Annotated in this window: 16 protein-coding genes and 2 pseudogenes; 8 read left to right on the top strand and 10 right to left on the bottom strand. The window is 65.8% G+C overall.

The window, feature by feature from the left end:
- Nucleotides 1-40 precede the first annotated feature (40 nt).
- Nucleotides 41-1,243, bottom strand: coding sequence for an MFS transporter (locus WNM05_RS11255; protein WP_434635082.1), 1,203 nt, complete (start codon nt 1,241-1,243; stop codon nt 41-43).
- A 76-nt stretch (nt 1,244-1,319) separates the two neighbouring features.
- Entirely contained in the window at nt 1,320-2,072 is a 753-nt protein-coding gene (locus WNM05_RS11250; RefSeq protein WP_434635081.1) for an SDR family oxidoreductase, read from the bottom strand.
- Nucleotides 2,073-2,165: 93 nt separating this feature from the next.
- Here WNM05_RS11250 and WNM05_RS11245 point away from each other — a divergent pair, with 93 nt between their 5' ends.
- The 5 genes from WNM05_RS11245 to WNM05_RS11225 all read left to right on the top strand — a co-directional run bounded on the left by WNM05_RS11245 (nt 2,166) and on the right by WNM05_RS11225 (nt 7,513).
- Entirely contained in the window at nt 2,166-2,543 is a 378-nt protein-coding gene (locus WNM05_RS11245) for a winged helix-turn-helix transcriptional regulator (protein ID WP_434635080.1), read from the top strand.
- A gap of 111 nt (nt 2,544-2,654) precedes the next feature.
- Nucleotides 2,655-4,001 (top strand): D-serine ammonia-lyase, encoded by a 1,347-nt coding sequence (dsdA, locus tag WNM05_RS11240; RefSeq protein ID WP_434635079.1) that lies wholly within the window; start codon nt 2,655-2,657, stop codon nt 3,999-4,001.
- A 10-nt stretch (nt 4,002-4,011) separates the two neighbouring features.
- On the top strand, nt 4,012-4,929 hold the full coding sequence (gene dsdC / locus WNM05_RS11235; protein WP_434635078.1) for a DNA-binding transcriptional regulator DsdC: 918 nt from the start codon (nt 4,012-4,014) through the stop codon (nt 4,927-4,929).
- 106 nt (nt 4,930-5,035) lie between these two features.
- On the top strand, nt 5,036-5,899 hold the full coding sequence (locus tag WNM05_RS11230; protein ID WP_434635077.1) for a hypothetical protein: 864 nt from the start codon (nt 5,036-5,038) through the stop codon (nt 5,897-5,899).
- Nucleotides 5,900-6,100: 201 nt separating this feature from the next.
- Entirely contained in the window at nt 6,101-7,513 is a 1,413-nt protein-coding gene (locus WNM05_RS11225) for a hypothetical protein (protein ID WP_434635076.1), read from the top strand.
- A gap of 67 nt (nt 7,514-7,580) precedes the next feature.
- Here WNM05_RS11225 and WNM05_RS11220 read toward each other — a convergent pair whose 3' ends face one another.
- The 7 genes from WNM05_RS11220 to WNM05_RS11190 all read right to left on the bottom strand — a co-directional run bounded on the left by WNM05_RS11220 (nt 7,581) and on the right by WNM05_RS11190 (nt 13,231).
- A complete protein-coding gene (locus WNM05_RS11220; RefSeq protein WP_434635074.1) occupies nt 7,581-9,986 on the bottom strand; it encodes a hypothetical protein in 2,406 nt (801 codons plus the stop codon).
- 120 nt (nt 9,987-10,106) lie between these two features.
- On the bottom strand, nt 10,107-10,457 hold the full coding sequence (locus WNM05_RS11215) for a DOPA 4,5-dioxygenase family protein (protein ID WP_434635073.1): 351 nt from the start codon (nt 10,455-10,457) through the stop codon (nt 10,107-10,109).
- A gap of 250 nt (nt 10,458-10,707) precedes the next feature.
- The gene (locus tag WNM05_RS11210) at nt 10,708-11,148 is read right to left on the bottom strand and encodes a PaaI family thioesterase (protein WP_434635071.1); all 441 of its coding nucleotides are present in this window, start codon (nt 11,146-11,148) and stop codon (nt 10,708-10,710) included.
- 146 nt (nt 11,149-11,294) lie between these two features.
- Nucleotides 11,295-11,630, bottom strand: coding sequence for a tRNA-binding protein (locus tag WNM05_RS11205; RefSeq protein ID WP_434635070.1), 336 nt, complete (start codon nt 11,628-11,630; stop codon nt 11,295-11,297).
- A 75-nt stretch (nt 11,631-11,705) separates the two neighbouring features.
- The gene (locus tag WNM05_RS11200; protein WP_434635069.1) at nt 11,706-12,404 is read right to left on the bottom strand and encodes an AraC family transcriptional regulator; all 699 of its coding nucleotides are present in this window, start codon (nt 12,402-12,404) and stop codon (nt 11,706-11,708) included.
- A gap of 101 nt (nt 12,405-12,505) precedes the next feature.
- Nucleotides 12,506-12,901, bottom strand: coding sequence for a GFA family protein (locus WNM05_RS11195; protein ID WP_434635068.1), 396 nt, complete (start codon nt 12,899-12,901; stop codon nt 12,506-12,508).
- Nucleotides 12,902-12,994: 93 nt separating this feature from the next.
- Nucleotides 12,995-13,231, bottom strand: a complete 237-nt coding sequence (locus WNM05_RS11190) for a hypothetical protein (protein WP_434635067.1) — start codon at nt 13,229-13,231, stop codon at nt 12,995-12,997.
- Nucleotides 13,232-13,563: 332 nt separating this feature from the next.
- On the opposite strand from WNM05_RS11190, the pseudogene WNM05_RS11185 reads away from it, so the two are divergent.
- The 3 genes and pseudogenes from WNM05_RS11185 to WNM05_RS11175 form a co-directional block, all read left to right on the top strand.
- Nucleotides 13,564-15,012, top strand: a pseudogene (locus WNM05_RS11185) (PAS domain S-box protein); the annotation flags it as partial.
- 90 nt (nt 15,013-15,102) lie between these two features.
- A pseudogene (locus tag WNM05_RS11180) lies at nt 15,103-15,270 on the top strand (methyl-accepting chemotaxis protein); the annotation flags it as partial.
- 507 nt (nt 15,271-15,777) lie between these two features.
- A complete protein-coding gene (locus WNM05_RS11175; protein WP_434635065.1) occupies nt 15,778-15,957 on the top strand; it encodes a hypothetical protein in 180 nt (59 codons plus the stop codon).
- A gap of 173 nt (nt 15,958-16,130) precedes the next feature.
- On the opposite strand, the gene WNM05_RS11170 is transcribed toward WNM05_RS11175, so the two are convergent.
- The gene (locus tag WNM05_RS11170) at nt 16,131-17,210 is read right to left on the bottom strand and encodes a calcium:proton antiporter (RefSeq protein ID WP_434635064.1); all 1,080 of its coding nucleotides are present in this window, start codon (nt 17,208-17,210) and stop codon (nt 16,131-16,133) included.
- Between the last annotated feature and the right edge of the window lie 265 nt (nt 17,211-17,475).

The following is a 17,475-nucleotide window of genomic DNA, read 5'->3' as shown; positions in this document are numbered from 1 at the left end:
TCACATGACAGATGAAACGCCGGCAGATGTCGGCGTTTTTTTATTGGCCCAGATCCCTGCCCACCCGCGACGACAACGGCAGCGTCAACAACAGGAAAACCGCCAGCGCCAGCATCGCCGTCGGCACGCCTGCGGCGTCCCCCAGCCTGCCGAACAAGACCGGCGACAAGGCCCCGCCGCCTATCGTGCCGGTATAGAACAGCGCGAACGCGTGATCGCGCCCGGCGGGTTCGGCCAGCTCGGCCACCGTGCCGTACAGCACCGACGAGGTGCCGTTCAACGCCAGCCCCAGCAAGGGCAGCATCGCCATCGCGCCGACCAGCGGCAGCGCCAGGCTGGCCGCGATCAGCAAGGCGGTGGCGCCCTCGGTCAGCCAGACCGTCCTCACCATGCCGATGCGCGCGCCCAGATAACCGCAGAACAGCTTGCCGAACGCGCCGCCGACGAACAGCAGCGACAAGGCCAGGCCTATGCCCGCCGCGCCCGCGCCCTTGCTCCTCAGCAAGAAGGGCAAAAAGGTCAGAAAGCCCATCCTGGCCGCGCTGTCTATCGCGCCGGTCGCCAGCAGCGCCCGCAAGCCGCCGCGCGTGCCGCGGCCCGTCGCTCGCGCCGCCGCCGGCTTGCCGGTGACGGCCGGCGGGCCGTCCGGCACCAGCCGCCACAGACATGCCGCCGCCGCCAGTCCCAGCAGGCCCATCAGGCTGACGCCGAGCCGCCAGCCCGCCACCGTCAGCAAGAGGCCGGTCAGCGCCGGGATCAGCGTCTTGCCGATGTCGCCGGCGAAATTGTATTGCGCCAGCGCCTGGCGGGAGGCGTCGCCGGCCTGGTGGCTGTCCGCCACCAGCGACGACGCCAGCGGATGCTGGACACTGGCGCCCAGGCCGCCCAGCGTCAACGCCAGCAACAAGACCGCCAGGCCGCCCGCCTGCCCGGCCAGCAGATAGGCCGCGCCGGCCAGCGCGGTGCCGCCGACCAGCATGCGCTTGCGCCCCCAGCGCCCGGCCAGGCGGCTGGCCAGCAACTGGAAGCCGGCCATCGCGCCGGAATAGGCGCCGCGCAGCAGGCCCACCGTCGCGTAGCCTATCGCGAACTGCGCCTGCCACACCGGCAACAGCACGTAGACCAGATCGGTCAGGCCGTCGTGGACCGCGTGGGCGCCGCAGGCGGCCAGCAAGGCGCGGCGGCGCGACGCGCCGCCTCCTAGCGTCTCGGCGCCGGCAAAGCCGGCTTTCGGATCATTCATCGCTTGGCGCTTCCGTTTCGATGCCGACCATTCTAGCGCCCCGAAACACGGATGTCATAAACGATGGACGCGACGCTCACAGATTGCCGACGCCGCCATCGACCAGCAGCTCGCTGCCCAGCATGAAGCTGGACTCGTCGGACGCCAGGAACACCGCGGCCTTGGCCAACTCCTCAGGCCGGCCCAGGCGGCCCAGCGGCACCAGCTTGCGGATCTGCTCCAACAGCGCCGGCGCCTCGCTCTGCGGCATGCCCAGCTTGCCGAAGGCCGGCGTCTGCGTCGGCCCCGGCGACAAGCCGTTGACGCGGATGCCGCGACCCAGCCACTCGGCCGACAGCGTGCGCACCAAGGACAGCAGGCCGGCCTTGCTGGCGGCGTAGACGCTGCTGGCCGGCACCCCTATCCTGGCGCCGACCGAGCCGCACAGGATCACCGACGACGGATTGGCCAACAGCGGCAGCAAGGCCTGCAGCAGGAAGAACGGCCCCTTCAGATTGGTGGCCATCACCCGGTCGTAATCGGCCTCGGTCCAGGCCTCCAGCGGCAGATGGGTCACATCGCCGGCGTTCAGGTAGACCGCGTCCAGCCGGCTCCAGCCGTGCTCGCGCAGGCGCGCCGGCAGCGCGCGCTGCTCGTCGAGCCGGCCGGCGTCGCAGCGGAGCAGCAGGACCCCGCCGCCCAGCGCCTCGCCCGCCTCGGCGAGACCGGATTCGCTGCGGCCGGTGATCGCCACCCGCGCGCCCTCGGCCAGGAACTGCCTGGCGGTTTCCAGCCCTATGCCGCTGCTGCCGCCGGTGATCAACGCGTATTTGCCTTCAAGCCGCTGCATTGCACGCTCCTTGCCTTTGTCATCGAAACGGCTACTTTATGACCATTGGTATGTAATGTATAGTAGGTGTCAAATTGATACTATAGAGCCGCCATGTCCGTGAAGAACCCGCAGGAAACCACCGCCGATCCCTGCCCGATGCTGCAATTCATCGACCTGATCGCAGGCAAATGGGCGATTCCCATCCTGTACCGGCTGATCGTGATGGACCGCCCGGTGCGTTTCGGCGAGCTGCAACGCGCGGTCGGCACCATCACCCAGAAAGAACTCACCCGCCAGTTGCGCGCCTTCGAGCAGCGCGGCCTGGTGCGGCGCACCGTGTACGCCGAAGTGCCGCCGCGCGTCGAATACCGGATCACCGAGCTGGGCCGCACGCTGCAATATCCGCTGCAGCAGCTGGCCGACTGGATGGCGCGCTACGGCGACCAGCTGGCCGCGCCAATGCCTGATACGAAATCAGCCGTCAGTTGAATATTCATCCTTTGCCAAGTCCGCTTGCGGCCGGTTTAATGGCCCCATACTGCATCCTGCGGCCGTTGGCGTCATGCCGGCTCGCCGCGTTATCCGGCAAGGAGCCGACGCATGATTAATGGCAAGTCATTGGCCGACTGGCAGATTTCTCACCCCCTTCTAGCCGAACTGACGGCGCTGCGCGAGTGCAGCTGGTTCAATCCGGCCATCGCGCCCGCCGCGGAAGCGCTGAACGACGTCGGCCTGTCCGCCGGAGACGTGGCCGACGCCGACGCCAGGCTGCGGCGCTTCGCCAACTATCTGCGCCTCGCCTTTCCCGACACCGCCGCCGCCGGCGGCATCATCGAATCGCCGCTGCTGCCGGCACCGGCGCTGCAGCCGGCCCTGGCCCGCCATTACGGCATCGGGCTGCTCGGCCGCATGTGGCTGAAGGCCGACAACCTGCTGCCGGTCTCCGGCTCGGTCAAGGCGCGCGGCGGCATCTACGAAGTCCTGAAGCACGCCGAGACGCTGGCGCTGGCCGACGGCCTGCTGCGTCCCGGCGACGACTATGCCTGGCTGGACAGCCCCGAGGCGCGCGCGTTGTTCGGCCGCCACCAGATCGCCGTCGGCTCCACCGGCAACCTGGGGCTGTCGATAGGCGTCGTCGGCGCCCGGCTGGGTTTCCGCACCACGGTGCACATGTCGGCCGACGCCAGGAAATGGAAAAAGGACAAGCTGCGCGAACACGGCGTGACGGTGATCGAATACGCCGCGGACTACAGCGCGGCGGTGGCGCAGGGACGCGCGCAGGCCGAGTCCGACCCGAGCTGCCACTTCATCGACGACGAGAACTCGGTCAACCTCTTCCTCGGCTACGCGACGGCGGCGATCCGGCTGCGGGCCCAGCTCTCCGCCGCAGGCGTGGCGGTGGACGCCGAGCACCCGCTGTTCGTCCACCTGCCCTGCGGCGTCGGCGGCGGCCCCGGCGGCGTGGCCTTCGGACTGAAACTGGCCTTCGGCGACGCCGTGCATTGCCTGTTCGCCGAGCCGACCCACTCGCCGTGCATGCTGCTGGGCGTCTATACCGGCCTGCATCAGCGGGTGTCGGTGCAGGATTTCGGCATAGACAACCGCACCGCCGCCGACGGACTGGCGGTGGGGCGGCCGTCCGGCTTCGTCGGCCGCGCGATGCAACGGCTGATCGACGGCTATTACACCGTCGACGACGACGAACTGTTCCGCCTGCTGGCGCTGACGGAGCGGACCGAGGGCTTGCGGCTGGAACCGTCGGCGCTGGCCGGCCTGCCCGGCATCGCCAGGCTGATGACCGAGGAACAGGGCTACCGCGCCCGGCTGGAGCTGACGCCGCAGCGGATGGCGCGCGCCAACCACCTGGTCTGGCTCACCGGCGGCGGCATGGTGCCGGAAACCGAGATGGACTGCTATCTGGCGCGCGGCCGCGCGCTGCTGGCCTGAGGGCGGCATCATGAGTCGGTCTAAACTGGATGGCGGCCAGTTCATCAATCTGCACACCTTCTTCACCGCGGCCCGCTACCTCAGCTTCTCCCGCGCCGCCGACGAACTGTGCCTGACCCCCAGCGCGGTCAGCCACCGCATCGCCAGGCTGGAGCGTTCGCTGGGCCTGCGGCTGTTCCTGCGGATGACGCGGCAGGTCCGCCTGACCGGCGACGGCGAGCGGCTCTTCGCCGCGCTGGCGCGCGGCATGGTCGAGCTGGAAACGGCCTTGCAACCCGATGCGGACGAGCGGCCCGCCGGCCGCCTGGCCCTGCACGTCCACCCGTCGATACTCCAATGCTGGCTGATCCCCCGGCTGGCCGGTTTCGCCGAACTTTGTCCGCAGGTGGAGCTGGACATCCGCGCCGGCAACGGCGACGCCAATTTCCGCAGCGGCCGGGCCGATCTGGCGCTGTATTACGCCGACGGCAATTTCCCCGGCCTGAGCAGCCACAAGCTGATGAGCGAGGAGATGGCTCCGGTATGCAGCCCGGCCTACGCCGAGCGCCACCGGCTGCACGACGGACCGGCGCAGCTGCGCAATTGCTCGCTGCTGCACGATTCGCGCGCCTGGTACCACGCCGCCCACAACGCCGAATGGACGCAATGGGCCCGCCACCAGGGCTGCGAAGTGGACCTGCCCTCGCGCAGCCTGTCCTTCGACCGCTCCGACCTGTGCCTGAGCGCCGCGGTCAGCGGCGCCGGCGTCGCCATCGGCCGCCGCCATCTGGCGCAGCAGCTGATAGACGAAGGAAAGCTGGTGCTGCCGCTGGGCGATTTTCTGTCGGTCGGCCATTACGGCTACTACCTGGTCCATCCTCCCGGCCCGCAGCCGGCGCGGCTGCGCGCCTTCGTCGACTGGCTGCTGCTGCAGGCCCCCGCCGACTGAGCCGCATCGGCAACGATTGCCCGAAAAATACCAAAAGCATAATATGGCCGGCCAAGCGCCGGCCACTCCCCGCCTGCGCTCCGATTTCACAACAGGAGCATCCGCAATGAAAACCCCCATCCTGATCCTGGCCGCCGCCATTCTCGGCGGCGCCGGCCACGCCGCCATGGCCGCCGGCGCCAAGCCTCCGGCGCGCGCCGCCTCCCCGGCGCCGATGGCTTATGGCCAGACGCAATGGATCATGCTCGGCTCGCCGGTTCCAGACGGCTGGGTCATCACCCGCAGCACCGGCACGATGAACGAGATCACCGACGTGCGCGGCGCCGGCTACGGCCAGCGCATCACCGCGATGTTGGGCTCGCCGATTCCGCAAAACTGGATCATCGTACGCGCCAACGGCAACTCCAACGACATCCTCTACGTCAAGGGCGCCTCGCTGGACACCGAGTACACCGCGATGCTCGGTTCGCCCATCCCCGATGGCTGGATCGTCGTCCGCGCCAACGGCAACAGCAATGTGCTGCACTATGTCACCGGCTCCAGCTACGGCCGACGGATGACGGCGATGCTGGGTTCGCCGATTCCGCCCGACTGGATCGTCGTCCGCGCCAACGGCAACTCCAACGACATCCTCTACGTCAAGGGCGCCTCGCTGGACACCGAGTACACCGCGATGCTCGGCTCGCCCATCCCCGACGGCTGGGTCATCGTCCGCGCCAACGGCAACAGCAATGTGCTGCACTACGTCACCGGTTCCAGCTACGGCCGCCGGCTCACCGTGATGCTGGGCTCGCCTATCCCGGCGGATTGGGTGGAGGTGCGCGCCAACGGCACCAGCAACGACATCTATTACACGAAGGGCGCGCCGATCGGCACCGAGATCCAGGTGATGCTGGGTTCGCCGGTCCCGGCCGGCTGGGTGGTGGTGCGCGGCGGCGGCAATACCAACATCATCAGACGCCTGAGCTAAACCGCGTCTTCCGTCCCGCCTGCGGGACGGAAGACATTGGAAACGTCCTGGCCCAAAAGCGGCTCCAGCCGCTTGGCGTCGACGCCGGCCAGGATTCGCCTCGCTCGGCGGCGAATGCCATCGCTAAATAATCATTTTCTTAAAGTATCTAAAAATCAAGCATGATAAATTGATAATTGTCCTACAACATCGGAATGCATCATGCTTATCAGGAGCCCATCCCTTCCGCGCATCGCCACGCGCCAGCAACACGACACCCCCCAGCATCGGTCCAATGCCTCCAATCTGGCTCGATCACTGGAGCGCGTCGCCCAGAGTCCGGCACAGCCCGCCGACATGGGCGGCAACGGGAAAACCAGCCATCGCCCCGCGATTCAGACAGGCATTTTCAATGCCGGGCGCGTCCCCGCCAACGGCACCGCCGGCATCGCGGCGACCGCTTCCGCCAGTCAGGCGCCGCACAACCACCCGATCGAGATCAAGATCAATCCGCAGTGGACCGACAAGCGGACACGGCCGGCATGCAAGTACGCTCCCGTCATCATCGGCAAAGGCCAGGACGCGGAGGCGATGAAAAGCATGCGCGCGGTGGAGGAGAGTCGCATCGCGACATGCCGGCGACTGGCCACCGCTGATCGGCCTTCGGATCGGTGCGGCTGGATTTCCTTCATCAGGCATGATCCGTCCCGCGACCTGCGCTTCGGCCCCGACAACGTCCCCGCCATCGTCATCAGCGGAGGCAGCGCCAACAAGATCGCCGCGGATCTGGGCAAAGACTTCAGCCTCGCCTGGCATCCGATGAATATGCGCGGCGAACCCGTTTATCTGCTGGTCCACAAGATGGATTACCAGACTTACGCCTCCGCGCTGAAAGACGCGCTCGAGCAATACCCCAACCTGCACCTTGTCGCCTGGGACGGTGGCCAGCTGACCGGTTTCGGCGCGGCCAGAGCCGCGGCCATCACCCTGGCCGACTCCCTGCCATACCGGCCGGAACGAATCCTGATGATGGATCAGGATGTGGTGCAAACCGAAGGCACCCGGCATAGCCGGCCCGACGTCCGGCAAGCCGTGCTCGACAAGCACGGCTCAAGCGGCAAGCCCATCATAGGCTATGGCGTCGGCTACCCGACCCGGCAGGACGTTCCCAAACCATTCGCCGCCACCGCCAAGCCGGAACCGCAGGACTTCAACTCCCCCGCGCAGCAGTTTGTGTCGATCCAGGCGCCGTTCCGGGAACGTAGCGGCGACGGCATCTACCCGGCCTATATGGTGGCGGGCGGCGAAGACATGCTGATGGGGCTGCAGCTGGGCCTCGCCGACAAGGGCGGCAACACGGCGATACTCGAAGACAGGATCGTCAAGAAAGAGCTGAAAGGACCGGCGGACCAGCCAAACGCCTACTGGAACAAGGCGCGCGTCGAAACGCTGGAGGCGCTGTTCGAATCCGAGAAAGGCACCAGGGTTCTTTTCGAAGGCCAAGACATGACGCTGGATCAGCTGATGAAGCTGTTCGTACAAAGACAGTGGCTTGCGTCGCATCCCAGCGCCGACTCATACAATGCCGCGGCCTGTGTCATCGAGCGCATCATCTTGAGGCTGAACAAGCAGTAAACCGCTTGCCGGCGGACCGGGGGCGCGTCGCGATGACGCAAGTCCGCCGCGCCCCGCGGCGGCCCGCTCACTCATTGCGGAACAATCGCACCCGCTGGCGGCCCGCCATCGTCAGCGCGTCGGCGATGTCCACCCTGGCGCCGTCGTCGACCGACCAGTGCGTGATGCCGTAGCGCTTGACGGACTCCTGGCTCAGGCGGACGCGCGCCCCCTTGTTGAAGTGGTAGACATCGCCGGAACCGGTCAGACGGATGGGAAAATCCGGATTCTGCTCGCCGATGCAGCGCAGGGAAACCAGGCCCGGCAACGGCGGCACAAGCTCGAAAGTCACCGGGACCGCGTCCCGCCAGCCGCTCAGGCAAAGCCGTACGACGGTATCGCGCTCCATCGAGAAATCGAGGTAGCGAAAAGGCTTGTGCGGTATCTGACGCCCAGCCGCTCCGTGGCCGTTGATCTCCCAATGGTCGAAGAGCCTGAAGAAATCCGGATACTCCAACGTGACCTGCTGCCCTTGGGCCGCGCCATGGGGCAGCATATTGCTGGACTCGTCGTCGAAATACGACAGGCTTTTGCAGTCCATGGGCACCCGCTCTATCGTCAGCCTGTACTGCCTCGGCTTCAACAAGACTTCCAGCTCGCGCGGCCCGGCGGACGTCAGCTCGAAGTGATAAATGGCGCCGTCCCAGGCCCTGGCCACGCCATCCTCCCGCCACTCCGCCACCTGGCTCTCCGCCACAGACTGCGACAGCGACGCCACCATCGCTCTTGCGCGGCCCGCGGCCACCAGATACCCGCCCCGCAATCCGCCGCCGGGCCGGGGAAACATATGGATGGACGCCGCCGGCCGGCATTGCGGTGCCGGCACGATATTGGCCCGCACATCGAAATAGATGTCCAGGGTATGCGATTCATCCATGTGCAGCTGGATGGGCCATTCCGCCGTATGCCGCTGCACGCCGGCCGCGACCACGCCGTCGACCTTCCAGTGGTCCAACCGTATGCCCTCCCGCGGCGCGACGATCACGGTGATCGTACCATGCCTCGGCAGATGGCTCAGACCGCGCGGGATCACGACGGCGGTCTCCGCCTCGTCCTCTCCGATCAACTCCGCCACGGTGCCGTCCTGATCGACGATGCCCCAGACGACGACCTTCAGCGTCGCCACCTCGCCGGATGAAGACTTCAGGCCGCCCGTCTTGTAACGGCTGAGCTCCTGGGCGCTCCATCGCAGAAAAGGCGCCGCGCTGGCGGCGTTCGGCAGGCCGGGGGCGATGCCGGTCGGCTGTCCCTGCCAGGTCTGTTCGTGATCCGAATACATCGGTAATGCCCTGGCCCCGTCTCCAGCGTCGCTGGAATAGGCCATGACGGTGAAGAAAGACCGGTCGGGCGGAATATAGCCTCGCGCATAGCCGTAGGGCTCGTCGCTGACATCGCCGGACTCCATGTTCTCGTGTTCGGAATGTCTGGCGCCCAGCAGATGCCCCAGCTCGTGGGCGAACGCATGGTCCGGCGACAGCATGTTCCATGGTTTGCCGCTGGGAAGCGTTGTCTGCAAGGCCAGCGCCAGCACGCGCTGCGGAAACTCGACATGGGCGGCGTCCGGCGGCGCGGGGATGTCGCCGGCCTTGCCGACCACCACGCCCAGACCGCTGGACGACAGCGTGCCATGCACCGCCAGCAGCGCGACGATATCGGTCTTGCCTTCGGCCAGATGGGCAAGCAGTTCGGCATGCAGACGCCCCTGCTTGTCGTCCAGCGCCTCGTCCAACAGACCCAGGGTATCGATATGTTTCGGCTCGCCGGCCAACGGCCGCGCCTCGATGCGGACGCGCGCCGGAATCCGGCTGTTGGCGAAGACGCTGTTGGTATCCTCCTGCACCAGCAGCATCGCCAGCTCGATCTCCGCGCGGCCCATCTTCAAGTGCGCTTTCGCCGCGGCCGCCGGATAGAACGCGCACACCGAGATCAGCGCCGGCGCTTCCGCCGCGTAGACCTCGCCGGCGGTCGGCGCGCTTGCCGCCCCGGGCCTGCCGGAACGATGCGCGACGGCAGCGCAGGCAAGCGGCCCCGCCGGCGGCGACAAGGCCACCCGGACCTGCCCGTCGCCGGCCGGATGGATCAGGTAGCGCCGGCCGTCGACGGCGACATGGCCGGCCAGCGTCACCGTCGCCGTGCCCTGCTCCTGCCGCACGGAAAAGGCCAGGCTGGCCGACAGGTCCCGGCCGCCGACGCCCAGGCCGTGCCAGAAATGGAGGCCGGGCCGGGGCGACGCCGTCCGGTGGCTGAGGCAGGCGCCGCCGACGCCGGGAAACAACGTCAGCCCGAGGCCGCCGGCCTCCGTGCCGTCGCGGGCCTGCTCGAACGCCTGCAGCAGCGCCTGCGCGTCGAACCCCAGCCTTATCCCCTCGCGCTGCCGCTCCAGGCTTGCCGGAGCCTGCGAGGATGAGGCCGGGAACAAATCCCGGAAAACCATATCGCCTCCCATGCCGTGGCATGTCGATCGGATGGGGCGATATTAGCGGGGCCGCGCGCCCAAGGGCCGCCGGCGGCGCTTATTCGGAACTGTCCCAGACCGGCGGGGCCTTGCGCGCCGCTAAGCGTCCCGGCGCAGGAAATCGATGTTCAGCGCCAGCGGCTTGCCCAGCCACATCGCGTACTCGGTGTGGTCCACCACATCGTCGCCGGTCAGCGGATGCACCAGGATGTCCAGCCCTTCCCGGTGCAGCATCAGCCAGGGCACCAATTCGCCGAACAACTCGCCGGCAAACTCCACCTGGTAGGCCCCGGTCGGGTGCGGACCGTAGGCGGTCTCGCGCCATCGGCCCAAGTTGACGTCGAAACGCGACGGTATCAGCTCGCGCAGGCGCCGAGCCTGCGGCTGCTGCTCGGCCTCGAAATACACATGGGCGTGAAACGCCTCGATTTTCGTATCTGATCCTGTCATTTCCTCTCTCCCGCGCGTCCGGCCATCAGCGACCATCGCCGGCTCGGACACGCCGTCCGCCGCACCGGCGCCCTGCGGGCGCAGCATGGCGCGGCAAATATATCTTAAAACATATCTTAAGATATAAATCCAGGCTATGCAAGAGACATGCGAATGCCGCGCGACAGGATAGCGCCGGCAAGAGGGAAAAGCGTCAGCAAGCGGGAACGGGAATCGGACGCCGCACGGCGCGCCCCGGCCATGAGCCGGCTCAGATCGGCAGTGCGGCGACGGCCTCGGCGCCGATATAGGTCAAGGTATGGTGCGACAGCGTCCGGCCCTCGCCGTCGCTGATGGTGGCGGTCCCGTAAGTGACGCGCCTGCCGCTTTTCATCACCTCGGCGCGACAGTAGACGTCGCCGCGCGCCCCGCGCAGGAAATGGGTTTTCATTTCCAGCGTGACGATGGGCGCATCGATGCCCAGCTCGGTCATCGCGGCCAGCCAGAAGGCGGTGTCCGCCAACGACATCAGGCAGCCTCCCTGCACGATGCCGCCGGGGCGGTAGAACTGCGGCTGCGCCGGCAGAGCCAGCTCCACTTTCCCGGTCTGCACATGCCTTACCTGGTAGTTCCAGATGGCCGCGAACGGGGCGTTCGACAGAATCCCCTCTGCCTGCTCAACGGTCTCCAGCAATAACGGCGGCTTCTCCATCGCGTCCTCCGGGCCTGCGTTGTCCAGCGCATAGCGTATATGCGCCCAAATTTCATGACAAGCGCCTTACCGCAAAACGGATCCCGGCCGCCCGTCGGACCGGGCGCGCCGGAAAACGGGCGGCCGCCATCGGCGATGGCCCCGCGTCAAACCAGTCGGCCGCCGTTCGGCGCCGGCAGCGCGAACTCCGCCAGCACCACATTGCCGGCTTCGTCGTAGGCGCCGGTGACCAGCACCTCGGAACACACGCCGGCTACGCGCTTGGGCGGGAAATTGCAGACGCACAGCACCCGCCGGCCTATCAGGCTGTCCGGCGAATAGTGATGGGTGATCTGCGCGCTGGAGGTCTTGACGCCCAGTTCGCCCAGATCCACCGTCAGCACATAGGCCGGCTTGCGGGCCCGGACATTGGGCGCGGCGCCGACAATGGTGCCCACCCTCAGATCCACCTTCAGAAAATCGTCCCAGCCTATCTCGTTCATTTCGCCTCTCCTTGCCTTGAAACAGCCGGAGAGTATGGCAAGACGCGGCCCGCGGCGCGCTCGCCGGACTACGCTCTAGACGCGCCGGACTCTGCCGCGCCCGGCGCTGGGCGGCTCACCGAAATGCAGCCGGTAGGCGGCGCCGAACGCCGACGCCGACTGATAGCCGACCTGCAGCGCCACATCCAGCACGCTGCCGGACCCGGTCCGCAGCAGGCGGCGCGCCCGCTCCATCCGCATCCGGCACAGGTAGGCCATCGGCGTCAGTCCGGTCTCCGCCTTCAGCCGCGCATGCAAGTGGCTGGCCGAGAGGTGGCAGGCCGCCGCCATGTCCGCCACCGTCAGCGGCCGCGCCAGCCGGCTTGCCAGGAAACGGTCCAGCCGCGGCGCCAGCAGAAAGGCGGTCGGTTCGGACGGCGCCAGCCAGCCCAGCAACAATCCGGCCAGCGCCGACTGGCCGGCCTCGGCCGGCGGATGCCGCGCCGCCCATTGCGCCAGCTCCCGCGCGGCCGGCGGCAGCGTCAGCTGGCGCGCCGCGCCGCCGCAAGCGGGCAGATTCAACACCAGCTGCCGATTGCCGGCGGCGCCGGCATAGCAATGGGCCACACCGGCCGGAATGCACACCGCCTCGCCGGCGGCGTTGCGGTAGGACACGCCGTCCAACTCCAGCTCCAGCGCCCCCTCCAGGCCTATCACCCATTGCTGGTGATCGTCATGGGCATGGCGGACGCTGTCGCTGCCGTAATGCAGCAATTCGACTTGAGGACGGGACATGGCGTGGACGCAGACCGAGCAAAACCGACACGATAAGCAGAGCGGCCGCGACAAGCAAGCGCAGCCGGCTCCGGCTGCCGTCATCGTCACGGACGGGCCGCTCAATCCGGAGGAAATTCCGGGTACTGCGGCAAATCGTCGGTGATCGTGTGCCAAGGGGCCTTGGAGGCCACGAAGATGTGCGCGGACGGCCTTATGCCGGGCGCGTCCAGCAAGGTGCCGAGGGCGACGTGGACGAATTCGCCGTCGCGCACCACCGAATACAGCAGCGAGCCGCAGCGCCGGCAACGGACGTCGTGCGCCTTGTCGTCGCCGTAGACCAAGGCCTCATCCCGCCCCTGCAGCAGGTCGAGCTTGCTCCGCTCTATGCCGGCAAAAGGCTTGCAGGCGGCGCCGGTGGCCCGGCGGCAATCGCCGCAATGGCAGTTGAGCGCGTACAGAAACGCGTCCGGCACCGCGTAGCGCACGCTGCCGCACAAGCAGCTTCCCCTCAGCATTGCAAGCCTCCGACGCGAATGGCCGGCCCGATGCCGGCGCAATGAACGACGGGGACGGAAGCGGCCGACAGCGGCGCCATCCCCATCATGCCGTCATCGTTTGACGAATTCGGCATTCTTCTTGTCGATCGCCTCGACCCCGACGATCTCGCACCGCCCCGCCTTCTTCTGCTCCACCGTGCCGCCGATCTCCCTGCCATGCTTGTCCAGGCACTCGTTCACATGCATGAACGGCTCCGCCAAGGACGGCACGCCGCCATACCCGCCCCCGCCTCCGGCATGGCACACGCCGGAGAGGGCCAGCAGGGAAACCATCATCGCTTTCTTCATGATCATTCACCCATGGCTTCGGCACGAAGTCCCGTATCCAAGGTCGGTGTCGCGTGATCGCTTCATCGGGCATCGCCGTACGGTGGCTTGCTGCCGGACTCGTCGCGCAGGAAGCCCCGCGTGTCTTCATCATAGTCCGCGGCAAGCGGCCAGGCCGGGACGAAAGCCAAGCATGACCGGCACGACAAACCATTCAAATACCATCATTACGCCTGAAAAATGCCAAGAAAATAAAAAGCGGCTGATCTAGAACGATAGGGTGAGCAGGACATGCCAACGGCTTGTCGACAGACGGCGCCAACGCTCGCCAGCCAAGATACGGGAAAAGAAAAATGGAACTCTCCAAATATTTCTCAAGAACCGGCAGTTATCGGGACATCGTCCAAGCGATCGACAACGCGCAGGCGGTCATACAGTTCAAGCCCGACGGCACCATCATCGGTGCCAACGCCATCTTCCTCGACTTGCTGGGCTATTCGCTGGACGAGGTGGTCGGCAGGCATCACAGCATGTTCTTGTCGGATGGCGACAGGAACAATCCCGCCTATCAGCAGTTCTGGACCGATCTGCGCCATGGCAAACCCCAGACGGCGCAATTCCGGCGCGTGGCCAAGAACCGGCAGGACGTGTGGATACAGGCCTCCTACATCCCGATCCGCAAAGGCGGCAGAGTCGTCAGCGTCATCAAGTTCGCCACCGACATCACCGGCGAGGTGATGATCGCCGCCGACCGCAAGGGCCAGATCGAGGCCATCAACCGTTCGCAGGCGGTGATCGAATTCAGCACCGACGGCTTCGTACTGCGCGCCAACCAGAATTTCTGCCGCGCGCTGGATTACGACGAGCAGGAAATCATAGGCAAGCACCACAGAATGTTCGTGCTAGCGGAGGAAAGCCAAGGCGAGGCATACCAGGCATTCTGGAGCAGCCTGAGAAGCGGCGCGTTCCACGAGGGCGAGTTCTGCCGCGTGGCGAAGCACGGCCGCAAGGTCTGGATCCAGGCGACCTACAACCCCATCTTCGACCCCGACGGCAAAGTCATCAAAATCGTCAAATACGCGACCGACGTCACCGAGGCCGTCAAGGCGAGAAACTCCAGCAAGCTGATGTCGCTGATCATCAACCAGACCGACAATGCGGCGCTGGTGGCGGACCGGAACGGCGTGATCATCTTCGCCAACGACGGGTTCACGAAAATGAGCGGCTACGCGGCGGACGAGATCATAGGCAAGAAACCGGGCCATGTCCTGCAAGGCGAGGAAACCCATCCGGACACCGTCAAGAGAATCGGCGCCTGCCTGCGCGAGCAACGCCCGTTCCACGGCGAAATCCTCAACTACACCAAGGCCGGCAAACCGTATTGGGTTTCGCTGGCCATCAACCCGGTGTTCGACGAGACCGGGCATCTGGCGAACTACATCTCCATCCAGGCCGACATCACCGAAACCAAGGAGCGGGAAGAGGAATACAGCAAGAAATTCGCCGCGATAGGCATGTCCAACGCCATCTGCGAGTGGAACACCGAGGGCAAGGTGCTGCAAGCCAATGACTACATGGTTTCCCATCTCGAACTGAAGGACAATGAGGAACTGCAGCAACACGCCCGCCCGCTGTCGGAAATCATAGGGTCGGAGAATTTCAGCCGCGCGCTGAACGGCGAGATGCTGACCGAAGAGTTCAAGATGCGGAAGAAGGACGGATCAATGGTGCTGATGAACGTCACCGTCTGCCCGCTGACCTCCCAGCAGGGCGTGGTCAAGAATATCGTCACCTACGGCGTAGACGTCACCGCCAAGATGGAGGCGGAACGCGTGACCGATCAGGAAATGCGCCAGGTCATTTCGTCCAGCGAGAAAATCTCGTCCATCATCGGTACCATCAACGACATCGCCGCTCAGACCAATCTGCTGGCGCTGAACGCCGCCATCGAGGCCGCGCGCGCCGGCGAGATGGGCCGCGGCTTCGCGGTGGTGGCCGACGAGGTCAGAAAGCTGTCGGTCGAATCGACGAAGTCGTCGAAGGAAATCGCCGATCTGGTCGACGAATCGATAGGCCGGATCAAGACGCTGGAAGCCTCGCTGAACAATCTGAAAACCAACGCCAAGTGATGGCCGCGGCGGCGCGAACGTCGTCCAGCGCCGCCGAAGCGACGCGCCCGGCCCTCCCCCTCCTCCGGCCGCACTTTATCGAGGCGGCGCCATTGACATTTGAAAAATATTGACAAATCAGAAAATTAACGGCAGAATCCTCAGAAATCGCTTCATGTTGTCCAGCTCAAAGAGCCGTCAAGCTCCTCTTCCCAAGCCAAGTCTTCCTCAAATCATCAGTCGTTGGCCCCCGAAGGTAGTTGTCACAAGCCTAGCCAGCAGCCATTGCAAGCCGCCGAGCGCGAACGCGCCGAATACGGCGACCGATTGCATTCCTTGTCTCGCAGCCTACAGACATCCGGGCAGAACTCATGAAAATATCGCAAGCCGTCCTTGCCGAACGGACGCGCTTTAACAATCGCACGCCATGCCGAAGGCATGGCCATCGGAATATAAACCATGAAAATTCAGGAACTGAAACAGGGTGACCTGATCACCCAGCAAATCGACAATCTGATCGTCTCGTTCAAAGTCTTGGCCATCAAACAGATAGGCCGCCGCTTCCAGGTGACGTTCAGCTCGGCCTCCGGCGTCGAGACCGCCAGCTACCAGGCCGACGCCCTGCTCACCTCGGTCTGAGCGAATACGCCGCCCACCGGTGGTGCGCCGCCCCAAGGGGCGACGCACTGCTGGGCGACGCACCGTTGGCGATGCGCCGCCAACAACACTCCATCGTCAAGAACACCGCCGATAAACAGAAAAGCCGCCGGCACAGATGCCGGCGGCTTTTGCCTTGTCTCGGAAAGACCCGCTCAGGGGCTGATCGCGAAGAACACGAAAGACGCGAAGATCACCAGGTGAACGATGCCCTGCAGAATCGTCGTGCGTCCTACCGACAGCGACAATGAGCATGCCACCAGCGTCAGCAGCAGGAAGATGGTTTCCTTGATCTCCAGACCGAGGATCAACGGATCGCCCATGAACACGAAAATCAGCGCCACCGTCGGAATGGTCAGGCCTATGGAAGCCAGCGCCGAACCCAGGGCCAGATTCAGGCTGGTCTGCACCCGGTCCGCTCGCGCCGCGTTGGCGGCGGCCAGCCCCTCCGGCAGCAGCACCAGGGACGCGATGATGATGCCCACGACCGCCGCCGGCGCGCCGGCGGCCGCCACGAAACTCTCGATCGACGGCGACAGCAGCTTGGCCAGCGTCACCACCGCGACCAGGCAAACCAGCAGTATCGCCACGCTGAGCAAGGCCACCCCGTTGGACGGCGGCGGCGCGTGCTCGTCCTCGTCATGGCTGCCTTCCACCAGGAAATAATCGCGGTGGCGTATGGTTTGCACAAACACGAAAGCGCCGTACAGCACCAGCGACACCACGCCGGTGAACGCCAGCTGCGACGACGACAGTAAAGGGCCCGGCTGGCTGGTGCCGTAATTGGGGAGCACCAGCGCCAGCACCGAAATCGCCGCTAGCACGGTCAGGGCCGCCTTGGCGCCGCTGAGCTGGAAATTCTGCTCGCGATGGCGCAGGCCGCCCAACAGCAGGCAGATGCCCAGAATGCCGTTGCAGGTGATCATGATGGCGGAAAAAATGGTGTCCCGCGCCAGCGCCAGCTTCTCCTCGCCGCCGCCCAGCATGAAGGAGATGATCAGCGCCACCTCGATCACCGTCACCGCCAGCGCCAGGATCAGCGTGCCGAAGGGCTCGCCCACCTTATGCGCCACCACCTCGGCGTGGTGCACGGCGGCGAATACCGTTCCCGCCAGCAACACCGCCAGCAGCGTCAGATAGAGTGCGTGCCCGCCCGCCGCCGAAGACGCGGCGATGGCGGCCCAGGCCAGGACAGGGGTGACAATGGTCCAGCGCGGAATCGTGTTGTGAATCAATGGATTTTCCTTATTGTTGAAGAACAGCCGCCTGCCTCGCCGGGCAAAGGCTTGGCCGGGACAAGGCGGACAACCGTTCTGGGAGAGCGATCGAGAAACCAGCATGGAGGCTGCTTTAGCCACAGCATAGCAGCATTAAGTAAATAGACCACGACACCGCCAATGGGTTCGGGCTTTGTAAACAAACGGTGCATCGCGCCATTGGGGTGACGCACCCCGCTCTCACTTACTCCCGCCCCGCAAGGTCACCCACTCCGCCAATCGC

The organism is Chromobacterium sp. CV08 (assembly GCF_051129845.1).
GTDB lineage: Bacteria > Pseudomonadota > Gammaproteobacteria > Burkholderiales > Chromobacteriaceae > Chromobacterium.
This window is presented reverse-complemented; position numbering and strand designations above follow the sequence as displayed.

Excerpts from the sequence above, each read along its gene's own strand:
- WNM05_RS11255 (WP_434635082.1), bottom strand. The coding sequence starts at position 1,243 with ATGAATGATCCGAAAGCCGGCTTTGCCGGCGCCGAGACGCTAGGAGGC.
- WNM05_RS11250 (WP_434635081.1), bottom strand. The coding sequence starts at position 2,072 with ATGCAGCGGCTTGAAGGCAAATACGCGTTGATCACCGGCGGCAGCAGC.
- WNM05_RS11245 (WP_434635080.1), top strand. The coding sequence starts at position 2,166 with ATGTCCGTGAAGAACCCGCAGGAAACCACCGCCGATCCCTGCCCGATG.
- dsdA (WP_434635079.1), top strand. The coding sequence starts at position 2,655 with ATGATTAATGGCAAGTCATTGGCCGACTGGCAGATTTCTCACCCCCTT.
- dsdC (WP_434635078.1), top strand. The coding sequence starts at position 4,012 with ATGAGTCGGTCTAAACTGGATGGCGGCCAGTTCATCAATCTGCACACC.
- WNM05_RS11230 (WP_434635077.1), top strand. The coding sequence starts at position 5,036 with ATGAAAACCCCCATCCTGATCCTGGCCGCCGCCATTCTCGGCGGCGCC.
- WNM05_RS11225 (WP_434635076.1), top strand. The coding sequence starts at position 6,101 with ATGCTTATCAGGAGCCCATCCCTTCCGCGCATCGCCACGCGCCAGCAA.
- WNM05_RS11220 (WP_434635074.1), bottom strand. The coding sequence starts at position 9,986 with ATGGTTTTCCGGGATTTGTTCCCGGCCTCATCCTCGCAGGCTCCGGCA.
- WNM05_RS11215 (WP_434635073.1), bottom strand. The coding sequence starts at position 10,457 with ATGACAGGATCAGATACGAAAATCGAGGCGTTTCACGCCCATGTGTAT.
- WNM05_RS11210 (WP_434635071.1), bottom strand. The coding sequence starts at position 11,148 with ATGGAGAAGCCGCCGTTATTGCTGGAGACCGTTGAGCAGGCAGAGGGG.
- WNM05_RS11205 (WP_434635070.1), bottom strand. The coding sequence starts at position 11,630 with ATGAACGAGATAGGCTGGGACGATTTTCTGAAGGTGGATCTGAGGGTG.
- WNM05_RS11200 (WP_434635069.1), bottom strand. The coding sequence starts at position 12,404 with ATGTCCCGTCCTCAAGTCGAATTGCTGCATTACGGCAGCGACAGCGTC.
- WNM05_RS11195 (WP_434635068.1), bottom strand. The coding sequence starts at position 12,901 with ATGCTGAGGGGAAGCTGCTTGTGCGGCAGCGTGCGCTACGCGGTGCCG.
- WNM05_RS11190 (WP_434635067.1), bottom strand. The coding sequence starts at position 13,231 with ATGAAGAAAGCGATGATGGTTTCCCTGCTGGCCCTCTCCGGCGTGTGC.
- WNM05_RS11175 (WP_434635065.1), top strand. The coding sequence starts at position 15,778 with ATGAAAATTCAGGAACTGAAACAGGGTGACCTGATCACCCAGCAAATC.